Genomic DNA, 16,520 nt, shown 5'->3' on the forward strand with positions numbered 1-16,520 from the left:
TGGCGCCCGGCGGATCTGTTCTTCTCGCGTCAGTTGCCGATGTACGGCACGGCCTCGAGGATCTCGACCGTGATCTGACGGCCGTTCGGCATGGAGTACGTCGCCTTCTCACCGATCTTCTTGCCATTGATGGCGGCGCCGAGAGGCGACTTGGGCGAGTAGACGTCTATCGGGGCGCCGCTCTCCTCGCGGGAGGCGAGCAGGAACGTCACCTCGTCGTCGTCGCCCACGAAATTGATGGTCACCGTCATACCGGGACCAACTACGCCCTCGGTCTTGGGCGCCTCCCCCACCTTGGCGTTGTCGATGATCTGGCGGAGGTGGAAGATGCGGGCCTCCATCTTGCCCTGCTCGTCCTTGGCCGCGTGGTAGCCGCCGTTCTCCTTCAGGTCACCCTCTTCACGGGCGGCCTCGATCTTCTTGGCGATGTCGACGCGCCCGGGGCCCGAGAGGTATTCGTACTCCGCCTTCAGGCGGTCGTACGCCTCCTGCGTCAGCCAGGTGACGTTCTCATCCCGAGAGTCGGCCACGGGTTCTCCTTGCTTACTTAGGGGGCCCTGAGATCACTGGGGGTAGCGTACGGTTGAATTGCGAAAGGCTAACAAGTCAGCCGCCCGAACGCTTCCCCAAATGTCTCACTATACGAGATTGCAGTACTGGATGTGGACGGAAGTCGCCTGGGCACTGGTGTCCAGGCGCTCCTTGAGGTGGTTAATACCCTCACCAGCAGGAATCCTTACTTCCTTGCTTCCCACTTCCACGTGCTCCGTATCAGTCGCCCTGATCCTGCACACCGCGACCCGGTCCTCGGGCTTGACGATGTTGAAGGTGATCTCGGCCTGGGTGGGGCTCTTCACGCTGAAGGTCACGACTTCCTTCACCACGCCGACGTTGCCGGTGGCCGACCACATCACGTAGCCCCAGCCACCTGCGACGATGGCGACCAGGACGCCGATGACGGCGTGCACGACGAACCTTCCACGGCGCTCGGGGCGGTCGGGGAAGTCGTCGGGGGTGCCGAGAACCGGACCGTTCTCGACATCTCTGGTGGCCATGGCGGAATCTCCCTGCACTACCTCGGCGTTATCCGAGACAATTGTCGCCCGCGGGGGCCGCGCCCCTGCGACCGCCCAAGAGAAACTAACCTCTCAGGTGGAGTGACCTGGTACCAACTGAGGAGACATCGAGCCCGTGAGTGCACCGCTGAGGCTGATGGCCGTCCACGCCCACCCCGACGACGAGTCGAGCAAGGGCGCCGCGACGATGGCGCGCTATGTCGCGGAAGGCGTGGAAGTGCTGGTCTGTACGCTCACGGGCGGCGAGCGCGGTTCCGTGCTCAACCCCAAGATGGACCGGCCCGAGATCGTGGCCAACATCGCGGAGGTACGGCGGGCCGAGATGGACCGCGCGCGGGAGATCCTGGGGGTGCAGCAGCGGTTCATGGGGTTCGTGGACTCGGGGCTGCCGGAGAACGAGGACGAGGAGCTTCCCGAGGGGTGCTTCGCGCTGCAGCCCTTGGAGACGGCTTCCGCTCCGTTGGTGGCTGCTGTGCGGGAGTTCAGGCCGCACGTGATCGTCACGTATGACGACGACGGTGGGTACCCGCACCCGGACCACATCATGACCAACCGGGTCTCCGTGGAGGCCTTCGAGGCCGCTGGTGACCCTGACCGGTATCCGGGGACCGGGGAGCCTTGGCAGCCGCTCAAGATGTACTACCAGATGGGGTTCACCAAGGAGCGGTTCGAGGCGCTGCACGAGGCGATGACGTCTCGGGGGATGGGCTCGCCTTACGCGGACTGGATCTCTCGGTGGGAGGACCGGCCTGCGAAGTGGCCGGTGACGACTCGGGTGCCGTGCGCTGACTACTTCGCGGTGCGGGACGAGGCGCTGCTTGCGCATGCGACGCAGATCGACCCTGATGGGTTCTTCTTCAGCTGCCCTCGGGAGTTGCAGCAGGAGATCTGGCCGACGGAGGACTACCACCTGGCTCGCTCGCTGGTGGACACGGACCTTCCTGAGGACGACCTGTTCACCGGCATCCACGCCGACGAGGTCTCCCCCGCCTGCCACTGACCACCGCAACGACCCAAGGCCCTCAACCCCTTGAGGACCTCACGGTCTTCAGGACCTCAGGGGCTTAGGTCCTTTTGGGGTTGGAGGACCGAGGGCCCGGCGCGCAACCTCAAGGACCTCAGGGGGTTGGATGGCCGCAAAGGGTCCAGGCGACCGTGCGGCTTCTCAGGGACGACCACGGGTTGAAGGGACCTCAGCGCCAGAGGTCCTCAAGACCCCACGACCTGGGACGCCACCGTGAGTGCGGGGGCATGGCCTTCAGGTGGCAGACTGGAGGGGTGAATGCACTCGCCGCTGGAGAAAACATCGGGCCGGGCCTCCTCGGCTTCACGATCGTGGCCCTCATCGGAGTGGCGCTGTTCTTCCTCGTCAAGTCGATGAACAAGCAGATCTCCAAGATCGAGGTCCCCCACGAGGCAGACATCGACAAGAAGGCCGGCTAAGTGCCCATCGAGATCACCGACAACGCCGACCAGAGCAGGTTCGAGATCACGGTGGACGGCCGGCTGGCCGGTTTCGCCGAATACCGCCTCCTCCCCGATCGCATCGTCTTCACCCACACCGAGGTGGCCGACGAGTTCGAAGGCCAGGGCCTGGCGGGCAAGCTGGTCGCACGCGCCCTCGACGTGAGCCGCGACACCGGCCTCAAGGTCGTCCCCCTGTGTCCGTATGTCGCCAAATACATCACCCGTCACCCGGAATATCAGGACCTGGTGGCGGAATCCGCACACTGAACGTCGCCCCCCGACCAGGGAGTGACACCACGGTCGCCGCCCCGCCGTGCGCCTGCGCCACGGCAGCCACGATGGCCAGCCCGAGCCCGACCCCTCCCTGGTCCCGCGAGCGCGACCGCGAGGCGTCCACCCGGTAGAACCGCTCGAAGACGTGCGAAGCGTCCTCAGGAGCCAGCCCCGGCCCCTCGTCGCCGACCTCGATGACCCCCTCAGCCACCCGGACCGTGGCCGGAGTGCCGGGCGGCGTGTGCTGCCTGACGTTGGCCAGCAGGTTGTCCAGGACCTGGCGCAGCCGTACGGCGTCGCCGTACACCACAGCGGGCGCCACCTCCAGCGACAGCGGCCGCCCCGGCTCCACCACGTGCGCAGCCGCGACCGCCTCGGTGGCGAGCACCGCCAGGTCGACCGGCTCGCGCTCCAGCGGGCGCCCCTGGTCGAGCCTGGCCAGCAGGAGCAGCTCGTCCACCAGCACGCCCATCCGCGTCGCCTCGGACTCGATCCTGGCCATCGTGGTGGCCAGGTCGTCGGGCCTGGTGGCCGCGCCGCGCCGGAACAGCTCGGCATAGCCCCTGATCGCCGCGACCGGCGTGCGGAGCTCGTGCGAGGCGTCGGCGATGAAGCGGCGCAGCCGGTCCTCCGAGGCGGTGCGCTGGTGGAAGGCGGCCTCGATGTGCCCGAGCATGGCGTTGAGCGCCAGCCCGAGCCGTCCAGCCTCCGTCCTGTCCTCGGCTGGTTCCACGCGGCGGGTGAGGTCGCCCTCGCCGATGGCCTTGGCGGTGACGGCGATCTCCTCGAGCGGCCTGACGACCCTGCTCACCATCCGGTAGGCCACGATGGCCAGCGCCAGGAGTACCAAGGTGGTGATGACGGCCACGACGCCGACGATCCTGCCGGACAGGTCGTCGAAGCCGGTGCTCGGCGTGCCGACGGCGAGGATGCGGCCGTCCGGCAGCCACGACGAGCGCACCCACCACACGGGGGCTTTGCCGTTCCCGCCGCTCTTGGTGAACAGCGGCTGGCCCTTCGGTGGAGGCAGGACGAGGAGCCGCTCGCGCCCCGTGGAGACCGTACGCAGGACGCGGCCCTCGGCTGAGCGCACCTCGATGAACCACTGCCCCGTGGCGCCGATCAGCGCGGCGGTCTGCCCGCTCAGTGCGGCGGGCAGGGCGCCGTTCTCCAGCAGCGGCCCGAGCCGCGCGGCCATCGCGTCGAGCTCGCGCCTGGCGCCGTCCGCCGCCGCCTCCCTGGCCACGCCGAAGGCGGCGGCCGGGATCGCGATCATGCCCACGGCCATCAGGGCGAGCACGATGAGGGTGAGCCGTTTGCGCAGGCTCATCGGGGCAGCCGCATGACGTAGCCGACGCGCGGGATGGTGTGGATCAGCTGTTGCTCGCGCCCGTCGACCTTGCGTCTCAGGTAGCTGACGTAGGTCTGGACGACGCCGTCGTTGCCGCCGAAGTCGTAGTCCCAGACGTGGTCGAGGATCTGCTGCTTGGTGAGCACCCGGTTGGCGTTGACCATGAGGTAACGCAGCAGCCGGTACTCGGTCGGCGTGAGCTCCACCAGCTCGCCGCCCCGCCGTACCTCGTAAAGCTCCTCGTCGATCGACAGGTCGGCGAAGACCAGCCGGGGGTTGTCCGAAGGCTTGGTACGGCGCAGCACCACGTGCACCCGCGCGATGAGCTCCTCCAGGCTGAACGGCTTGGTCACGTAGTCGTCGCCACCCGAGGTCAGCCCGGTGATCTTGTCTTCCGTCGCGTCTCTGGCGGTCAGGAAGATCACCGGAATGTGCACGGCCTGCCTGCGCAGCCTGCGGCACACCTCGACCCCGGTGAAGTCGGGCAGCATGACGTCGAGCACGATCAGGTCGGGCCCGAAGTCGGCCACCCGGGCGAGCGCGGCGGTGCCTGAAGCGGCGGTCACCGTATCGAACCCCTCGTAACGCAGCGCCATGGCGACCAGGTCGGCGAGGTTCTGCTCGTCGTCGACAACCAGAATGCGAGCTTTCACCCCTTCAGTGTGGTGGCCCGTTCTTAGAGAACTCTATGAACGGGCCCACAGCCGCCGCAGAGCGCGCTGATCCACTCGTGGCCATGGAACGACTCACGGATTTCGTGCTGCGGCACAAGCTCGTCGTCGTGCTCGCCTGGTTGGCGATCGCGATCGCGGGGATCTTCGCCACGGCCGGGGTGGAAGACCGGTTCACCAGCGACTTCGGCACGCCTGGCCGGCCTGCCTACGAGGCCAACCAGGCCATCAAGCAGAAGTACGGCGAGGGCGGCAACGTCACGCCGATGGTCGTCGTGGCCACGGGCCAGGCCGACTTCGCCAAGCTGGAACCCTTGGGGAGGGTCGTCGCCGATCCCGCGTTCGTCTCCCAGGACGGGCGCACGACGTACGCGCTGCTCTATCCGGAGCAGGGCGACCACGAGGACGACTCCGCGGACCTTTCCGGCCAGATCATCAGGACGCTGCAGACCCCGGGCTCGACGGTCAAGGTCACCGGGCTCGAACAGCTGGAGCCCGAGGGCGGCGGCGACGGGCTCAGCGTGGTCGCCGAGATGGTGATCGGCGGGGTCGGCGCGCTGGTCGTGCTGGCCTTCGTGTTCGGCTCGCTGCTGGCCCTGGTGCCGCTCGTGATCGCCCTGGTGGCGATCCTCGGTTCCTTCCTGGCCGTCTACGGGCTGACCCTGTTCACCGACATCAGCATGTTCGTGCAGTTCATCGTGGCCCTGATCGGGCTCGGCGTGGCCATCGACTACTCGCTGCTGCTCATCACCAGGTGGCGCGAGGAGGACCACGACGTGCGCAGGGCGATGGCGGGCGCGGGCAGGGCCGTGCTGGTCAGCGCGGCGACGGTCGCGATCGGGCTGGTCGCGATGGTCGTGCTGCCCGTGCCGTTCCTGCGCAGCGTCGGCTACGGCGGGATGATCGTGCCGCTGGTGTGCATGCTGGCCGTGGTGACACTGCTGCCGATCCTGCTGGCGACCGCGGGCCCGCGCCTCGACAGGCGCAGGCGCGGTACGGCGAGCGGTCGCTGGGGCGCCTGGGCCCGCCTGGTCGTGCGCTTCCGCCGGCTCGCCCTGGCCGCCTCAACCGCAGTGCTGCTCGCCCTCGGCGGCGGCGCGCTGGGCCTGAACCTCGGGGAACCGGCCAGCGGCGCGCTGGCCACCTCGGGCCCCGCCTACGAGGGGCTGGCGATGCTGCGTGACGCCGAGCTGCCGACCGGCGCGCTCACCCCCGTCGAGGTGCTCGCCCCCGAGCCGGCGCTGGAGACCTTCCGCTCCGTGCCCGGCGTGCGCGCGGCCGTCGTGGCGGAGCCCGGGTTGCTCACGCTGGTCCCCGACGACGAGGGCGGCACGGCGGCCGGGCAGGAGACGGTGAAGCGGGTGCTGGCTGCCGCGCCTGGCGGGGCGCGGGTCGGCGGGGTCACCGCGGCCAACCTGGACTTCGCCGACGCCGTCTACGGCAGCTTCCCGCTGATGCTCGGCCTGATCATGTTCATCACGTTCGTGGTGCTCGCGCGGTCGTTCAGGTCGCTGGTGCTGGCGCTGAAGGCGGTGGTGCTCAACCTGCTCTCGCTGGCGGCCGCGATGGGCGCGATGGTGCTGGTGTGGCAGTACGGCTACGGGTCAGAGCTGCTGTGGGGCATCTCGGGGCTGGGCGCGATCGACGAGTTCATCCCGGTGATGGTCTTCGCGTTCCTGTACGGGCTGTCGATGGACTACGAGGTGTTCATCCTGGCCAGGATGCGTGAGGAGTACGACAGGTCGGGGTCGACCACGGTCGCGGTCGTCGAGGGGCTGGGCCGTACGGGAAGGCTGGTCACCAGCGCCGCGCTGGTGCTCTTCCTGGCCTTCGCCTCGCTGGCCGCGGCGCCGATCCTGCAGATCAAGCTGTTCGCCACCGCACTCGGCATCGGCATCCTCCTGGACGCGACCGTCGTGCGCGCCCTGCTGGTGCCCGCGCTGGTCTCGGTCATGGGCCGGTGGAACTGGTGGCTGCCCGGCTGGGCGGCCAGGGTGCTGCGGGTTCAGTCCTCCGCCGACCAGGAGTGCTCCAGCGCCTTGGGCAGCCCCCACCAGCCGAGTGGCGTCAGCACCTCGTCCGCGTCCACGATCCCCAAATAGGTCCAGAGCGCCACGACGGGCACGAACAGCACCTCGGTGGCCTCGACGTCGTCGATGTCGTCCTGGTCGATGTCCTCGGACTCGGCGATGAGCCTGGCCAGCCGCTCCGGCGAGGCGAGCACGCCTGGGCCGAGCCTGAGCAGGGCGCCCACGGCGGCCAGCCAGTCGGCGTGGTCGATCGAGCAGAGGGCGGCCAGCACGGTGTCCTCGTGGCTCAGGTCGCCGCTGAGGTCGGCGAACTCCGCCGGGTCGTCGTCGTCATCGGACAGGTCGGAGATGGGCCCCGCGACCCCGGCCGCGAGCGTCACCCACAACTCCTCGTCGTCGTCGGGCAGCGGCCGGTCGGCGAGCCCGGCGCAGGCGCGCAGCACGTTGCCCGGGTAGCCGGGCAGGTCGACGAGGGCGCGCAGCCGTACTGCCGCCTCCTCCAGGTCGCGTTCCGGCCGGTCGGGCTGCTTGGGCAGCTCGTCGATGATCCGCTGAAGCTCGGAGAGCGCGTAGGCCTCCTCCTCGTCCCAGGCGGCGAACAGCTCCTCGTCCTGCTCGTCGTTCACGGCGAAGCTGGGCACGCGGCCGTCGGGGAGCGGCTGGGTGAGCCACTCCTCCTGGATCTGCTCGTAGGAGTGGCGGGCGGCCGGGTTGCCCTCGACGAGCGCGTCCGGGTCGATGTCACCGGCCGCGATGCGCTCCTCCAGGTATTGGACGAAGCGCGCGTGGATCTCCCTGGCCACCGGGCCGCGCTCGTCCTCCTCGGGCCAGACGAAGTAGCTGGAGGTCACCAGGACGGGTTCGCTGCCCGTGGCCTCCATCCAGCGCTGCACGTCGCCGACCGTGGCCTGGCCTGACTCGATGTCGCTGAGTATCTGCTTGGCGCTGGCCCAGAACACCGGCGACAGCGGGTTGCCCGCGGCGAGGAGCGCCCTGCGCAGGTCCTGCAGCGCGACCAGGGCGACGCCTGAGGGCACGGCCAGCAGGGCGCGTGCGACGTCCCTGCGGGTCAGAGTCTGAGCGGGCCGCCCTGAGTGCACGCAGACGAAGTCGAGATCCACGCTCGTTGAGCCTACGCGTCGGCGGGCGTTGTGACACCTTTCTGGGCGCGGCGCGCGATGCGCGCGGCGGCGTAGGCGATCAGAGGCGTGCCGAACCACAGGTAGGCCACGGGGAATTCGGAGTGGTCCGGCAGGTTGAACGCCAGGACGGCCGTCGCCACCCAGTAGAGGCCGATCGCGATGTTCACCACGGTCTCCACGCGGAGCCTGGGCACATCGGCATCTTCCTTGTACAGGCCCTGCCTCACCACCGCCTCGCTGATCAAACCGAGGCTGAGCATCATGACGCCCTCGGTCCCGGCGAACAGCGCCGTGGCGAGCGAGCCTGCCTCCCCCGCGCCGAAGACCTCCGTCGGGTAGGGCATCCACACCGCGGCCAGCAGCAGCGGGATGTGCAGCGTCATCACCAGCGGCGAGACGTCCTTGACCTGGTCGAAGGTGCCGTGGTGGGTCCGCCAGATCCACCAGAGCATGAGGAAGGCGAGCACGAAGGCGAAGAAGGAGCCGCCGTGCTCTGCCAGGAAGGTCCCGAACGGCACCTTGCTGTCCTCGGGCGGCCGGGGCAGCTCGATGGCCAGGAGCGTGATGGCGATCGCCAGGACGGCGTCGACGAACATGACGACGCGCTCCGGCGAACGTCCAGGTCGGACCACGGACATGTCCGGAACCTCCAGAGGGGAAGGGCATTTGTCGGAGAAGACCATAGCGGTCGTCGTGAGAGCCTGGACACATGAACCGGCTCGGCGGCGAAACCTCGCCCTACCTGCTTCAACATGCCGACAATCCCGTTGACTGGCAGCCGTGGGGAGAGGCGGCGATGCGTGAGGCGCGCGAGCGCGACGTGCCCCTGCTGATCTCCGTCGGATACAGCGCCTGCCACTGGTGCCACGTCATGGCGCACGAGAGCTTCGAAGACGCCGAGACCGCCGCGCTCATGAACGCCTACTTCGTCAACGTCAAGGTCGACCGCGAGGAGCGGCCGGACGTCGACGCGGTCTACATGAACGCCACGCAGGCCATGACCCAGCACGGCGGCTGGCCGATGACGGTGTTCGCCACCCCGGACGGCCACCCCTTCTACTGCGGCACCTACTTCCCCAGGCCGCAGTTCCAGCGGCTCCTCCAGGGCGTCCACAACGCGTGGACCGAGGACAGGGACAACGTCGTCACCCAGGGCGCCAAGGTGGTCGAGGCGCTCAACGAGAACACCGCGCTGCCCAGCGGCCCGCTGCCGACGCAGGAGACGCTGGCGACAGCCGTACAGAACCTTCGCGACACCTTCGACCCCGTCAACGGCGGCTTCGGCCGCGCGCCGAAGTTCCCGCCGTCGATGGCGCTGGAATTCCTGATCAGGTACCAGAGCGCAGGAGCTCGGGGGGAGAGCGCGAGGCTTCACCCGATGCCAACGAGCCCCGAAGCGGGCGCGACCATGAGCACAGCGCGGGAGATGAGCGGGTTCACCCTGGAGCGGATGGCCAGAGGCGGGATGTACGACCAGCTCGGGGGCGGGTTCGCCCGCTACAGCGTCGACGCCGAGTGGGTCGTGCCGCACTTCGAGAAGATGCTCTACGACAACGCCCTGCTGCTGCGCGTCTACACGCACTGGTGGCGCGCGACGGGCACGCCGCTGGCCCGCAGGATCGCGCTGGAGACCGCCGACTGGATGCTCCGCGAGCTGCGCACCGAGCAGGGCGGCTTCGCCTCGGCGCTCGACGCGGACAGCGAGGGCGAGGAGGGCAGGTTCTACGTCTGGACCCCGGAGCAGCTCCGCGAGGTGCTGGGCGACGAGGACGGCGCGTGGGCGACCGGCCTCTTCGAGGTGACCGGCACGTTCGAGCACGGATCCTCCGTACTCCAGCTCCTCAACGACCCCGACGACCTCCCGCGCTTCGACCGGGTGCGCGCCCGCCTGCTGGAGGCCCGAGCCCAGCGCGTACGGCCGGGCCGCGACGACAAGGTGGTCGCCGCCTGGAACGGCCTGGCGATCGCGGCGCTCGCCGAGACCGGCGCCGTCTTCGAGCGCCCCGACTACGTGGAGGCCGCAGAGACCGCTGCCGGACTGCTCGCCCGGCTGCACGTCGACGGCGAACGCCTGGTCAGGACGTCGCTCGCGGGCCAGGCGGGCGACCACGCCGGGGTGCTGGAGGACTACGCCGACGTCGCCGAGGGCTTCCTCGCCCTGTACGGCGTGACAGGGAACGACGCCTGGTACGTGCTCGCCGAGCTCCTGCTCGGCACGGTCCTCGACCGCTTCCCCGACGGCTCGGGCGGTTTCTACGACACCGCCGACGACGCCGAGCGGCTGTTCCAGCGCCCGCAGGACCCGACCGACAACGCGACCCCGTCGGGACAGTTCGCCGCGGCGGGCGCGCTGCTCTCCTACGCCGCGCTCTCCGGCTCCGCCAGGCACCGCGAGGCAGCGCACGAGGCGCTCGGCGCGGTCTCCGTGCTGGCCAAGGGGCACGCCCGCTTCGCCGGCTGGGGCCTGGCCGTGGCGCAGGCAGCGCTGAAGGGACCGGTCGAGGTGGCGATCACCGGCGACCTCGGCGACCCGGCCACCCGGGCGCTGCACCGCGCCGCGCTGCTCGCCGACGTGCCCGGCCTGGTGATCGCGGCGGGCGCGGGAGACGTGCCGCTGCTCCAGGGCCGCGGCACGGCTCCAGCCGCCTACGTGTGCAGGAACTTCACCTGCAGGATGCCGGTCACGACCCCAGAGGAGCTGCGGGCGGAGCTACTGGCGGCCGGTTGATCGGCCGGTCTCGCCGCCGCCGTCGCCCATCTGCGTCGGCCCTGAAGACGGCTCGCCGCTGGGCGGGCCGTCGTCGGGGCCGTTGGTCTCCACGTCGGTCGTGGGCTCGTCCGACGGGGTGTCCGACGGCTCCTGGGTCGGGGTGTCCTCGTCGTCCTCGAAGTCCTCGTCGCTGAACCCGTCGTCGTCGGAGTTGTCGTTGTTACCCCGGTCGCGGGTGTCGTCCGAGGTGTCGTAGGAGTCGTAGCCGTACTGCGACGGCTCGGGGAAGTCCACGACCGGCTTGCCCGCCATGGCCTCGCTCATGAACGCGCGCCAGATCTGCGCGGGCAACTGCCCACCGAACTGGGCGCTGCCGTTGACGACGACGCTCTTGTTGTCGTCGCGGAACATGTTCACGGCCGTGGCGAGCTGCCCGGTGAACCCGTTGAACCAGACCGCGCCGGAGGCGTCCGTGGTGCCCGTCTTGCCGGCCACCGGCCGGTCGTAGAGGCGGGCAGCGGTGCCCGTGCCGTACTTCACGACCTGCTCCATGGCGTAGATCGTGTCGGCCGCCGCCTGCTTGCTGACCACCTGGGTGGCCTTCGGCTTGATGACGGTCTTCTTGCCCTTGGCGTCGGTCACGGCCTTGATGACGTGCGCCTCCTCGTGCACGCCGCCGTTGACGAACGAGGAGAAGCCCGAGGCGTTCTGCACGGCGCTGAGCGAGGCGACGCCGAGCGGGAACGACGCCGCCGAGCGCTGCTCGGGGGTGAGCTGCGCGGCGGGCACCCCGGCCGCCTCGACCGTCTTGGCGACCTTGTCCAGGCCGACCTTCTGGCCGAGGTCGACGAAGGCGGTGTTGACCGAGTTCTGCGTCGCCTTGACCAGGTTGATCGGGCCGTAGGAGCGGCCGCTGTCGTTGGGGATGGGGTGGTCGGGCGCCGAGGCGACCCTGATGGGCGAGTTGCCGTGCACCCGGGTGGAGAGGGTGAAGCCGTTGTCGAGCGCGGTGGCCAGCGTGTACGGCTTGAAGGTGGAGCCCGCCATGACCTTGGCGGAGAAGGCGTTGTCGTACTTGTACTTCGCCGGGTCGCCGCCGTAGAAGGCCACGACCTCGCCGGTGGCCGGGTCGACCGCCGCCAGACCCGCGCGGACCTTCTTGTTGGTGCCCTCGGGCAGCACGGACTTGACCGCGCGCTGCGCCGCGCCCATGAGGTTCTTGTCGAACGTCGTGACGATCTTCAAGCCGCCGCTGGAGATGGCCTCGTCGGAGTAGCCGCGCGCGTTGAGCTCGGCGGTGACCTGGGCCAGCATGTACTGCGCCTGGCCCTTGAGCTCGAACGGCTTCTTGGCCTTGGCGAGCTTGGGGAACTTCATCGTGGCCGCCTGCTCGGCGGTGATCGTGCCCGTCTGCTTCATGGCGTCGACGACCGACTGCCAGCGCGCCTGGGCGGCGGTGAGCTCGTTGCCGGTGGGGCTGGCGAACCTGCTCGGCTGCTGGATGACCGCGGCCAGGTAGGCGCCCTCGGACGGGGTCAGCTCCTCGACGTCCTTGGCGAAGTAGGCCTGCGCGGCCGCCTGGATGCCGTTGGCGCCGCGGCCGAAGTAGATCGTGTTGAGGTATTGCTCCAGCACCCAGTCCTTCGACTTGGACTGGTCGACCTTGATCGAGATCAGGATCTCTTTGAACTTGCGGGTGATGGAGCGTTCCTGGCTGAGGCCGCTGTAGTAGTTGCGGACCATCTGCTGGGTGATCGTCGAGCCGCCCTGCAGCTGCTGGCCGGAGACCGTCGACCAGAGCGCGCGCATGGTGCCCTTGAACGACACGCCGCTGTCCTCGTAGAACGAGCGGTTCTCCGCCGCGATCACCGCGTTGCGCACCGGCTGGGGGACCTTGGCCAGCTCGACGAGCTTGCGGTTGACGCCCTGCTTGGCCAGGACGGTCTTGCCGTCCCTGTAGTAGATGACAGAGCCCTGGGCCGTGGCCTGTTTCTGCGTGCTGTCCGGAATCGGAGTCATGGCGTAGGCCACGGCGAAAAGCCCGACCGCCGCGATGATCCCCGCGCCGAATGTGATGAGCACATAGCGGAGAATCCGCCGCTTTCGCATGCCCTTCTCCCCATCATCCTGCACGCGCAACCCCCGATCGCTCCCGCCAAACCCCCGTCAGCTGGGAGAATGTCAAGAGTAAACGATTGATAACGGTGCTCGTCCCCCCGTGGCGATGGTACGACTATCGACCGGCATGCCGTGGGACATCCGCGACCAATGGCAGCACTCGGTATGGGACGGGCGTGTCGAGCGCGATCGTGGACGAGGTCCTGAGCACGCCCTGCACGTCCACGATGAGGTCGATGACGCGCTGCAGATCGGCGTTGCTGCGCGCCACGACGCGGCAGAGCAGGTCGCTGCCGCCGGTGATCGTGTGCACCTCCAGCACCTCGGGGATCAGCGCCAGCCGGTCGGCCACCGGGTCGTGCCCGGCGACCTGCCTGATCTCCATGGTCACGAACGCGGTGACGTCGTAGCCGAGCGCGGCCGGCGACACGTCGGGGCCGAACCCGGTGACGACCCCTCTGGCGATCATCCGGTCGAGCCTGGCCTGTACGGTCCCCCGCGCCACATTGAGCCGCCGCGAGCACTCCAGTACACCGAGCCTCGGCTCAGCGGCGAGCAAACTGAGCAGTTTGGCGTCCAGTTCGTCGATAGACATGTACACATTGTCCACTAAAACAAGTCACTCTTGCGCAGGTCGTCCATCCAAAACAACAGTGGCCCTTATGACTGACGTATTTCCGGTGAACGGCATGGACGCCGTGGTGTTCGCGGTCGGCAACGCGAAGCAGGCGGCCCACTACTACTCGACCGCGTTCGGCATGAGGCTCGTGGCCTACCGCGGGCCGGAGAACGGCAGCCGTGAGGAGGTCGCCTACGTCCTGACCTCGGGCGGCGCCCGTTTCGAGCTGCGCGGAGCCGTACGGCCGGGGACCGGGGTGTCCAGGCACGTGGCCGAGCACGGCGACGGGGTGATCGACCTGGCCATCGAGGTGCCCGACGTCGAGGCGGCCTACAAGCACGCCCTCGCTCAGGGCGCCACCGGGCTGGCTGAGCCGTACACGCTTGAGGACGACCACGGCAAGGTCGTGCTCGCGGCCATCGCCACCTACGGCGAGACGCGCCACACGCTGGTCGACAGGTCCAACTACTCGGGCGTCTACCTGCCCGGATACGTCCCGGCGCAGCCGATCGTGGAGCCGCCGGACAAGCGGTTCTTCCAGGCGGTCGACCACTGCGTCGGCAACGTCGAGCTCGGCAAGATGGACGAGTGGGTCGAGTTCTACAAGCGCGTCATGGGCTTCACCAACATGGCGGAGTTCGTCGGCGACGACATCGCGACCGAGTACTCGGCGCTGATGTCCAAGGTCGTCGCGGACGGCACGCGCAAGGTCAAGTTCCCGCTGAACGAGCCGGCGATCTCGAAGAAGAAGTCGCAGATCGACGAGTACCTCGAGTTCTACGGCGGCCCTGGCGTGCAGCACATCGCGCTGGCCACCAACGACATCCTGCGTACGGTCGACCGCATGCGCGCCGCCGGGGTGCAGTTCCTCGACACGCCGGACTCCTACTACGACGACCCCGAGCTGCGCGCCCGCATCGGTGAGGTGCGCGCGCCGATCGAGGAGCTGAAGAAGCGCAAGATCCTCGTGGACCGCGACGAGGACGGCTACCTGCTGCAGATCTTCACCAAGCCGGTGCAGGACCGCCCGACGGTGTTCTTCGAGCTCATCGAGCGGCACGGCTCGCTCGGCTTCGGCAAGGGCAACTTCAAGGCGCTGTTCGAGGCGATCGAGCGCGAGCAGGAACTCAGGGGGAACCTTTAGTTTGTCGTGACGCGGTGGTGGTGATCTTGCTTGCATGACACCACCACTCGCAGGTCGCTGGCGACGACTCTTCGCCGGGTTCATCGACGGCGTCATCGTCGCCGTCATCTCGGCGCCCTTCATCTGGACCACCTACACGACGGTCTGGGACAGCAGCAAGGGCATGGCGGAACGCGTCGAGATCAAGCACGTCTTCATCGCAGGCGTGATCTCCTTCCTCTACTACTGGCTGCTGCACTCCTACTGGAACGGCCAGACGCTGGGCAAGAAGCTGTTCGGCATGCGCGTCGTCATGGACACCGGTGAGCCGGTCACCGTCCTGGCCGCCGCCATCCGCCAGGGCACCGTCGTCATCCTCGACTGGCTGTGCTGCCTGGGCATCGTCAACCTCGCCTGGATCCTGTTCGACCCGCGCAAGCAGGCCCTCCACGACAAGGCGGCGAAGACGCTCGTCGTAGATGCCTGATCAGCGGCGTTACCTCGCGTAGGCTTCTGGTCTCATGAGGTCAACGCCGTTGGTGCCCGTCATGCTGCTGAGCCTGCTGGCCTGCTCGCCGTCCAACGCCGCCGCTCCGGTGCCCACCGCGCGCCAGCAACCGCCGGTGAAGGACGCGGGGGCGCCCGGCATCGGCGACCGCGATTTCCCGCTCGACGGCAACGGCGGCTACGACGTCGCCCACTACGGTCTCAACCTCGCCTACGACCCCAAGAGCAAGCACCTGGCCGGTACGGCCACCATCCAGGCGACCGCCACGCAGCGCCTGGCGCGCTTCAACCTCGACCTGTCCGGGCTCGACGTCGGCGCGGTGAAGATCGACGGCAGGGACGTCACGTTCTCCCGCAAGGGCGACGAGCTGACCCTGGTCCCGGCCGCGCCGCTGGAGAAGGGCGCCCGCTTCACCGCGGTGATCGCCTACTCGGGCGAGCCCAAGCCGATCAAGGACGCGGGCAACCTCGGCATCTACGGGTTCGTGCCGACCGGCGACGGGGCCTTCGTGACCTGCGAGCCCAGCGGCGCCAAGACGTGGTTCCCGGCCAACGACCACCCGGCGGACAAGGCGCGCTTCGACTTCTCGATCACCGTGCCGCAGGGGCTGACCGCGCTGGCCAACGGCGAGATGACCAAACCGCCCGCCACGGCGTCCGGCAAGACCACGTTCACGTGGAGCGAGCGGCACCCGATGGTCACCTACCTGGCCACGATGACGCTGGGCAAGTTCGAGCTGCGCCAGGGCAAGACCCCCGCGGGCACGGCCAACCTGACGGCGGTCGACCCGAAGTTCCACTCCGAGCTGAACAAGCTGTACACCACCTCCGGCGAGGTCACCGACTACTGGAGCAAGGTGTTCGGCCCCTACCCGTTCTCCTCGACGGGCGGCGTGATCGACGACTTCGCCGCCGGTTACGCGCTGGAGAACCAGACCAAGCCGATCTACGGCGGCTTCGAGCCTGACGAGAGCATCGTCGCGCACGAGCTGGCCCACCAGTGGTTCGGCGACAGCCTCAGCATCAAGCGCTGGCGCGACCTCTGGCTGAACGAGGGCTTCGCGACGTACGCCGAGTGGCTCTGGTCGGAGCACAAGGGGCGCAACACCGCCGAGACCATCTTCAAGTCCTTCTACGAGCGCGGCGCCACCGACCCGATGTGGGCCTACCCGCCCGGCGTCGCCCAGCCGAAGGACCTGTTCAACGAGTCCGTCTACACCAGGGGCGGGATGACGCTGCACGCGCTGCGCAAGGCGATCGGCGACACCGCGTTCTTCAAGCTCATCAAGGACTGGACGGCCGGTCACCGCTACGGCTACGTGACGACGCAGCAGTTCATCGCGCTGGCGGAGAAGGTCTCCGGCAAGCAGCTCGACAAGCTCTTCGACGCGTGGCTCTTCCAGGCCAAGCGACCGACTTCTTGGTAGATGCAA

General features: G+C 68.7%; 16 protein-coding genes. 8 read left to right on the plus strand and 8 right to left on the minus strand.

Annotated elements, in window-relative coordinates; translation table 11 throughout:
- Positions 1–29: 29 nt before the first annotated feature.
- The gene (gene greA / locus ACIBG8_RS48050; RefSeq protein ID WP_397350028.1) at positions 30–530 is read right to left on the minus strand and encodes a transcription elongation factor GreA; all 501 of its coding nucleotides are present in this window, start codon (positions 528–530) and stop codon (positions 30–32) included.
- Positions 531–638: 108 nt separating this feature from the next.
- Positions 639–1,055 (minus strand): DUF4307 domain-containing protein, encoded by a 417-nt coding sequence (locus ACIBG8_RS48055; protein ID WP_397350029.1) that lies wholly within the window; start codon positions 1,053–1,055, stop codon positions 639–641.
- 136 nt (positions 1,056–1,191) lie between these two features.
- Here ACIBG8_RS48055 and mca point away from each other — a divergent pair, with 136 nt between their 5' ends.
- The 3 genes from mca (at position 1,192) to ACIBG8_RS48070 (ending at position 2,810) form a co-directional block, all read left to right on the plus strand.
- Positions 1,192–2,076 carry a mycothiol conjugate amidase Mca gene (gene mca / locus ACIBG8_RS48060; RefSeq protein ID WP_397350030.1) on the plus strand — a complete coding sequence of 295 codons (885 nt, stop codon included), beginning with the start codon at positions 1,192–1,194 and terminating at the stop codon, positions 2,074–2,076.
- A 278-nt stretch (positions 2,077–2,354) separates the two neighbouring features.
- A complete protein-coding gene (locus tag ACIBG8_RS48065) occupies positions 2,355–2,519 on the plus strand; it encodes a hypothetical protein (RefSeq protein WP_397350031.1) in 165 nt (54 codons plus the stop codon).
- Positions 2,520–2,810: a GNAT family N-acetyltransferase gene (locus ACIBG8_RS48070; protein WP_397350032.1), complete on the plus strand. Its 291-nt coding sequence runs from the start codon at positions 2,520–2,522 to the stop codon at positions 2,808–2,810.
- On the opposite strand, the gene ACIBG8_RS48075 is transcribed toward ACIBG8_RS48070, so the two are convergent.
- Together ACIBG8_RS48075 and ACIBG8_RS48080 are read right to left on the minus strand one after the other, a co-directional pair.
- Complete coding sequence (locus ACIBG8_RS48075; RefSeq protein WP_397350033.1) at positions 2,761–4,146, minus strand: sensor histidine kinase; 1,386 nt, start codon at positions 4,144–4,146, stop codon at positions 2,761–2,763. The genes ACIBG8_RS48070 and ACIBG8_RS48075 overlap by 50 nt on opposite strands.
- Positions 4,143–4,820 carry a response regulator transcription factor gene (locus ACIBG8_RS48080; protein WP_397350034.1) on the minus strand — a complete coding sequence of 226 codons (678 nt, stop codon included), beginning with the start codon at positions 4,818–4,820 and terminating at the stop codon, positions 4,143–4,145. Before ACIBG8_RS48080 ends, ACIBG8_RS48075 begins: the two co-directional genes overlap by 4 nt.
- A gap of 83 nt (positions 4,821–4,903) precedes the next feature.
- Between ACIBG8_RS48080 and ACIBG8_RS48085 the strand changes: the two genes are divergently transcribed.
- Entirely contained in the window at positions 4,904–6,940 is a 2,037-nt protein-coding gene (locus ACIBG8_RS48085; protein WP_397350035.1) for an MMPL family transporter, read from the plus strand.
- On the opposite strand, the gene ACIBG8_RS48090 is transcribed toward ACIBG8_RS48085, so the two are convergent.
- Positions 6,844–7,989, minus strand: coding sequence for a hypothetical protein (locus tag ACIBG8_RS48090; RefSeq protein ID WP_397350036.1), 1,146 nt, complete (start codon positions 7,987–7,989; stop codon positions 6,844–6,846). The genes ACIBG8_RS48085 and ACIBG8_RS48090 overlap by 97 nt on opposite strands.
- 11 nt (positions 7,990–8,000) lie before the next feature.
- Complete coding sequence (locus ACIBG8_RS48095) at positions 8,001–8,648, minus strand: TMEM175 family protein (RefSeq protein WP_397350037.1); 648 nt, start codon at positions 8,646–8,648, stop codon at positions 8,001–8,003.
- A gap of 71 nt (positions 8,649–8,719) precedes the next feature.
- Here ACIBG8_RS48095 and ACIBG8_RS48100 point away from each other — a divergent pair, with 71 nt between their 5' ends.
- The gene (locus tag ACIBG8_RS48100; RefSeq protein WP_397350038.1) at positions 8,720–10,738 is read left to right on the plus strand and encodes a thioredoxin domain-containing protein; all 2,019 of its coding nucleotides are present in this window, start codon (positions 8,720–8,722) and stop codon (positions 10,736–10,738) included.
- Here ACIBG8_RS48100 and ACIBG8_RS48105 read toward each other — a convergent pair.
- Together ACIBG8_RS48105 and ACIBG8_RS48110 are read right to left on the minus strand one after the other, a co-directional pair.
- Entirely contained in the window at positions 10,721–12,829 is a 2,109-nt protein-coding gene (locus ACIBG8_RS48105) for a transglycosylase domain-containing protein (RefSeq protein WP_397350039.1), read from the minus strand. The genes ACIBG8_RS48100 and ACIBG8_RS48105 overlap by 18 nt on opposite strands.
- 124 nt (positions 12,830–12,953) lie before the next feature.
- The gene (locus ACIBG8_RS48110) at positions 12,954–13,433 is read right to left on the minus strand and encodes an Lrp/AsnC family transcriptional regulator (RefSeq protein ID WP_397350040.1); all 480 of its coding nucleotides are present in this window, start codon (positions 13,431–13,433) and stop codon (positions 12,954–12,956) included.
- 67 nt (positions 13,434–13,500) lie between these two features.
- On the opposite strand from ACIBG8_RS48110, the gene hppD reads away from it, so the two are divergent.
- Genes hppD through ACIBG8_RS48125 form a run of 3 tightly spaced genes read left to right on the plus strand, consistent with a single transcriptional unit; the run spans position 13,501 to position 16,514 of the window.
- On the plus strand, positions 13,501–14,601 hold the full coding sequence (gene hppD / locus ACIBG8_RS48115) for a 4-hydroxyphenylpyruvate dioxygenase (protein WP_397350041.1): 1,101 nt from the start codon (positions 13,501–13,503) through the stop codon (positions 14,599–14,601).
- Positions 14,602–14,635: 34 nt separating this feature from the next.
- Positions 14,636–15,067, plus strand: coding sequence for an RDD family protein (locus ACIBG8_RS48120; protein WP_397350042.1), 432 nt, complete (start codon positions 14,636–14,638; stop codon positions 15,065–15,067).
- A 34-nt stretch (positions 15,068–15,101) separates the two neighbouring features.
- Positions 15,102–16,514, plus strand: a complete 1,413-nt coding sequence (locus tag ACIBG8_RS48125) for a M1 family metallopeptidase (RefSeq protein ID WP_397350043.1) — start codon at positions 15,102–15,104, stop codon at positions 16,512–16,514.
- Positions 16,515–16,520: the final 6 nt, after the last annotated feature.

The sequence above is a fragment of the Nonomuraea sp. NPDC050556 genome, assembly GCF_044457355.1.
GTDB lineage: Bacteria > Actinomycetota > Actinomycetes > Streptosporangiales > Streptosporangiaceae > Nonomuraea.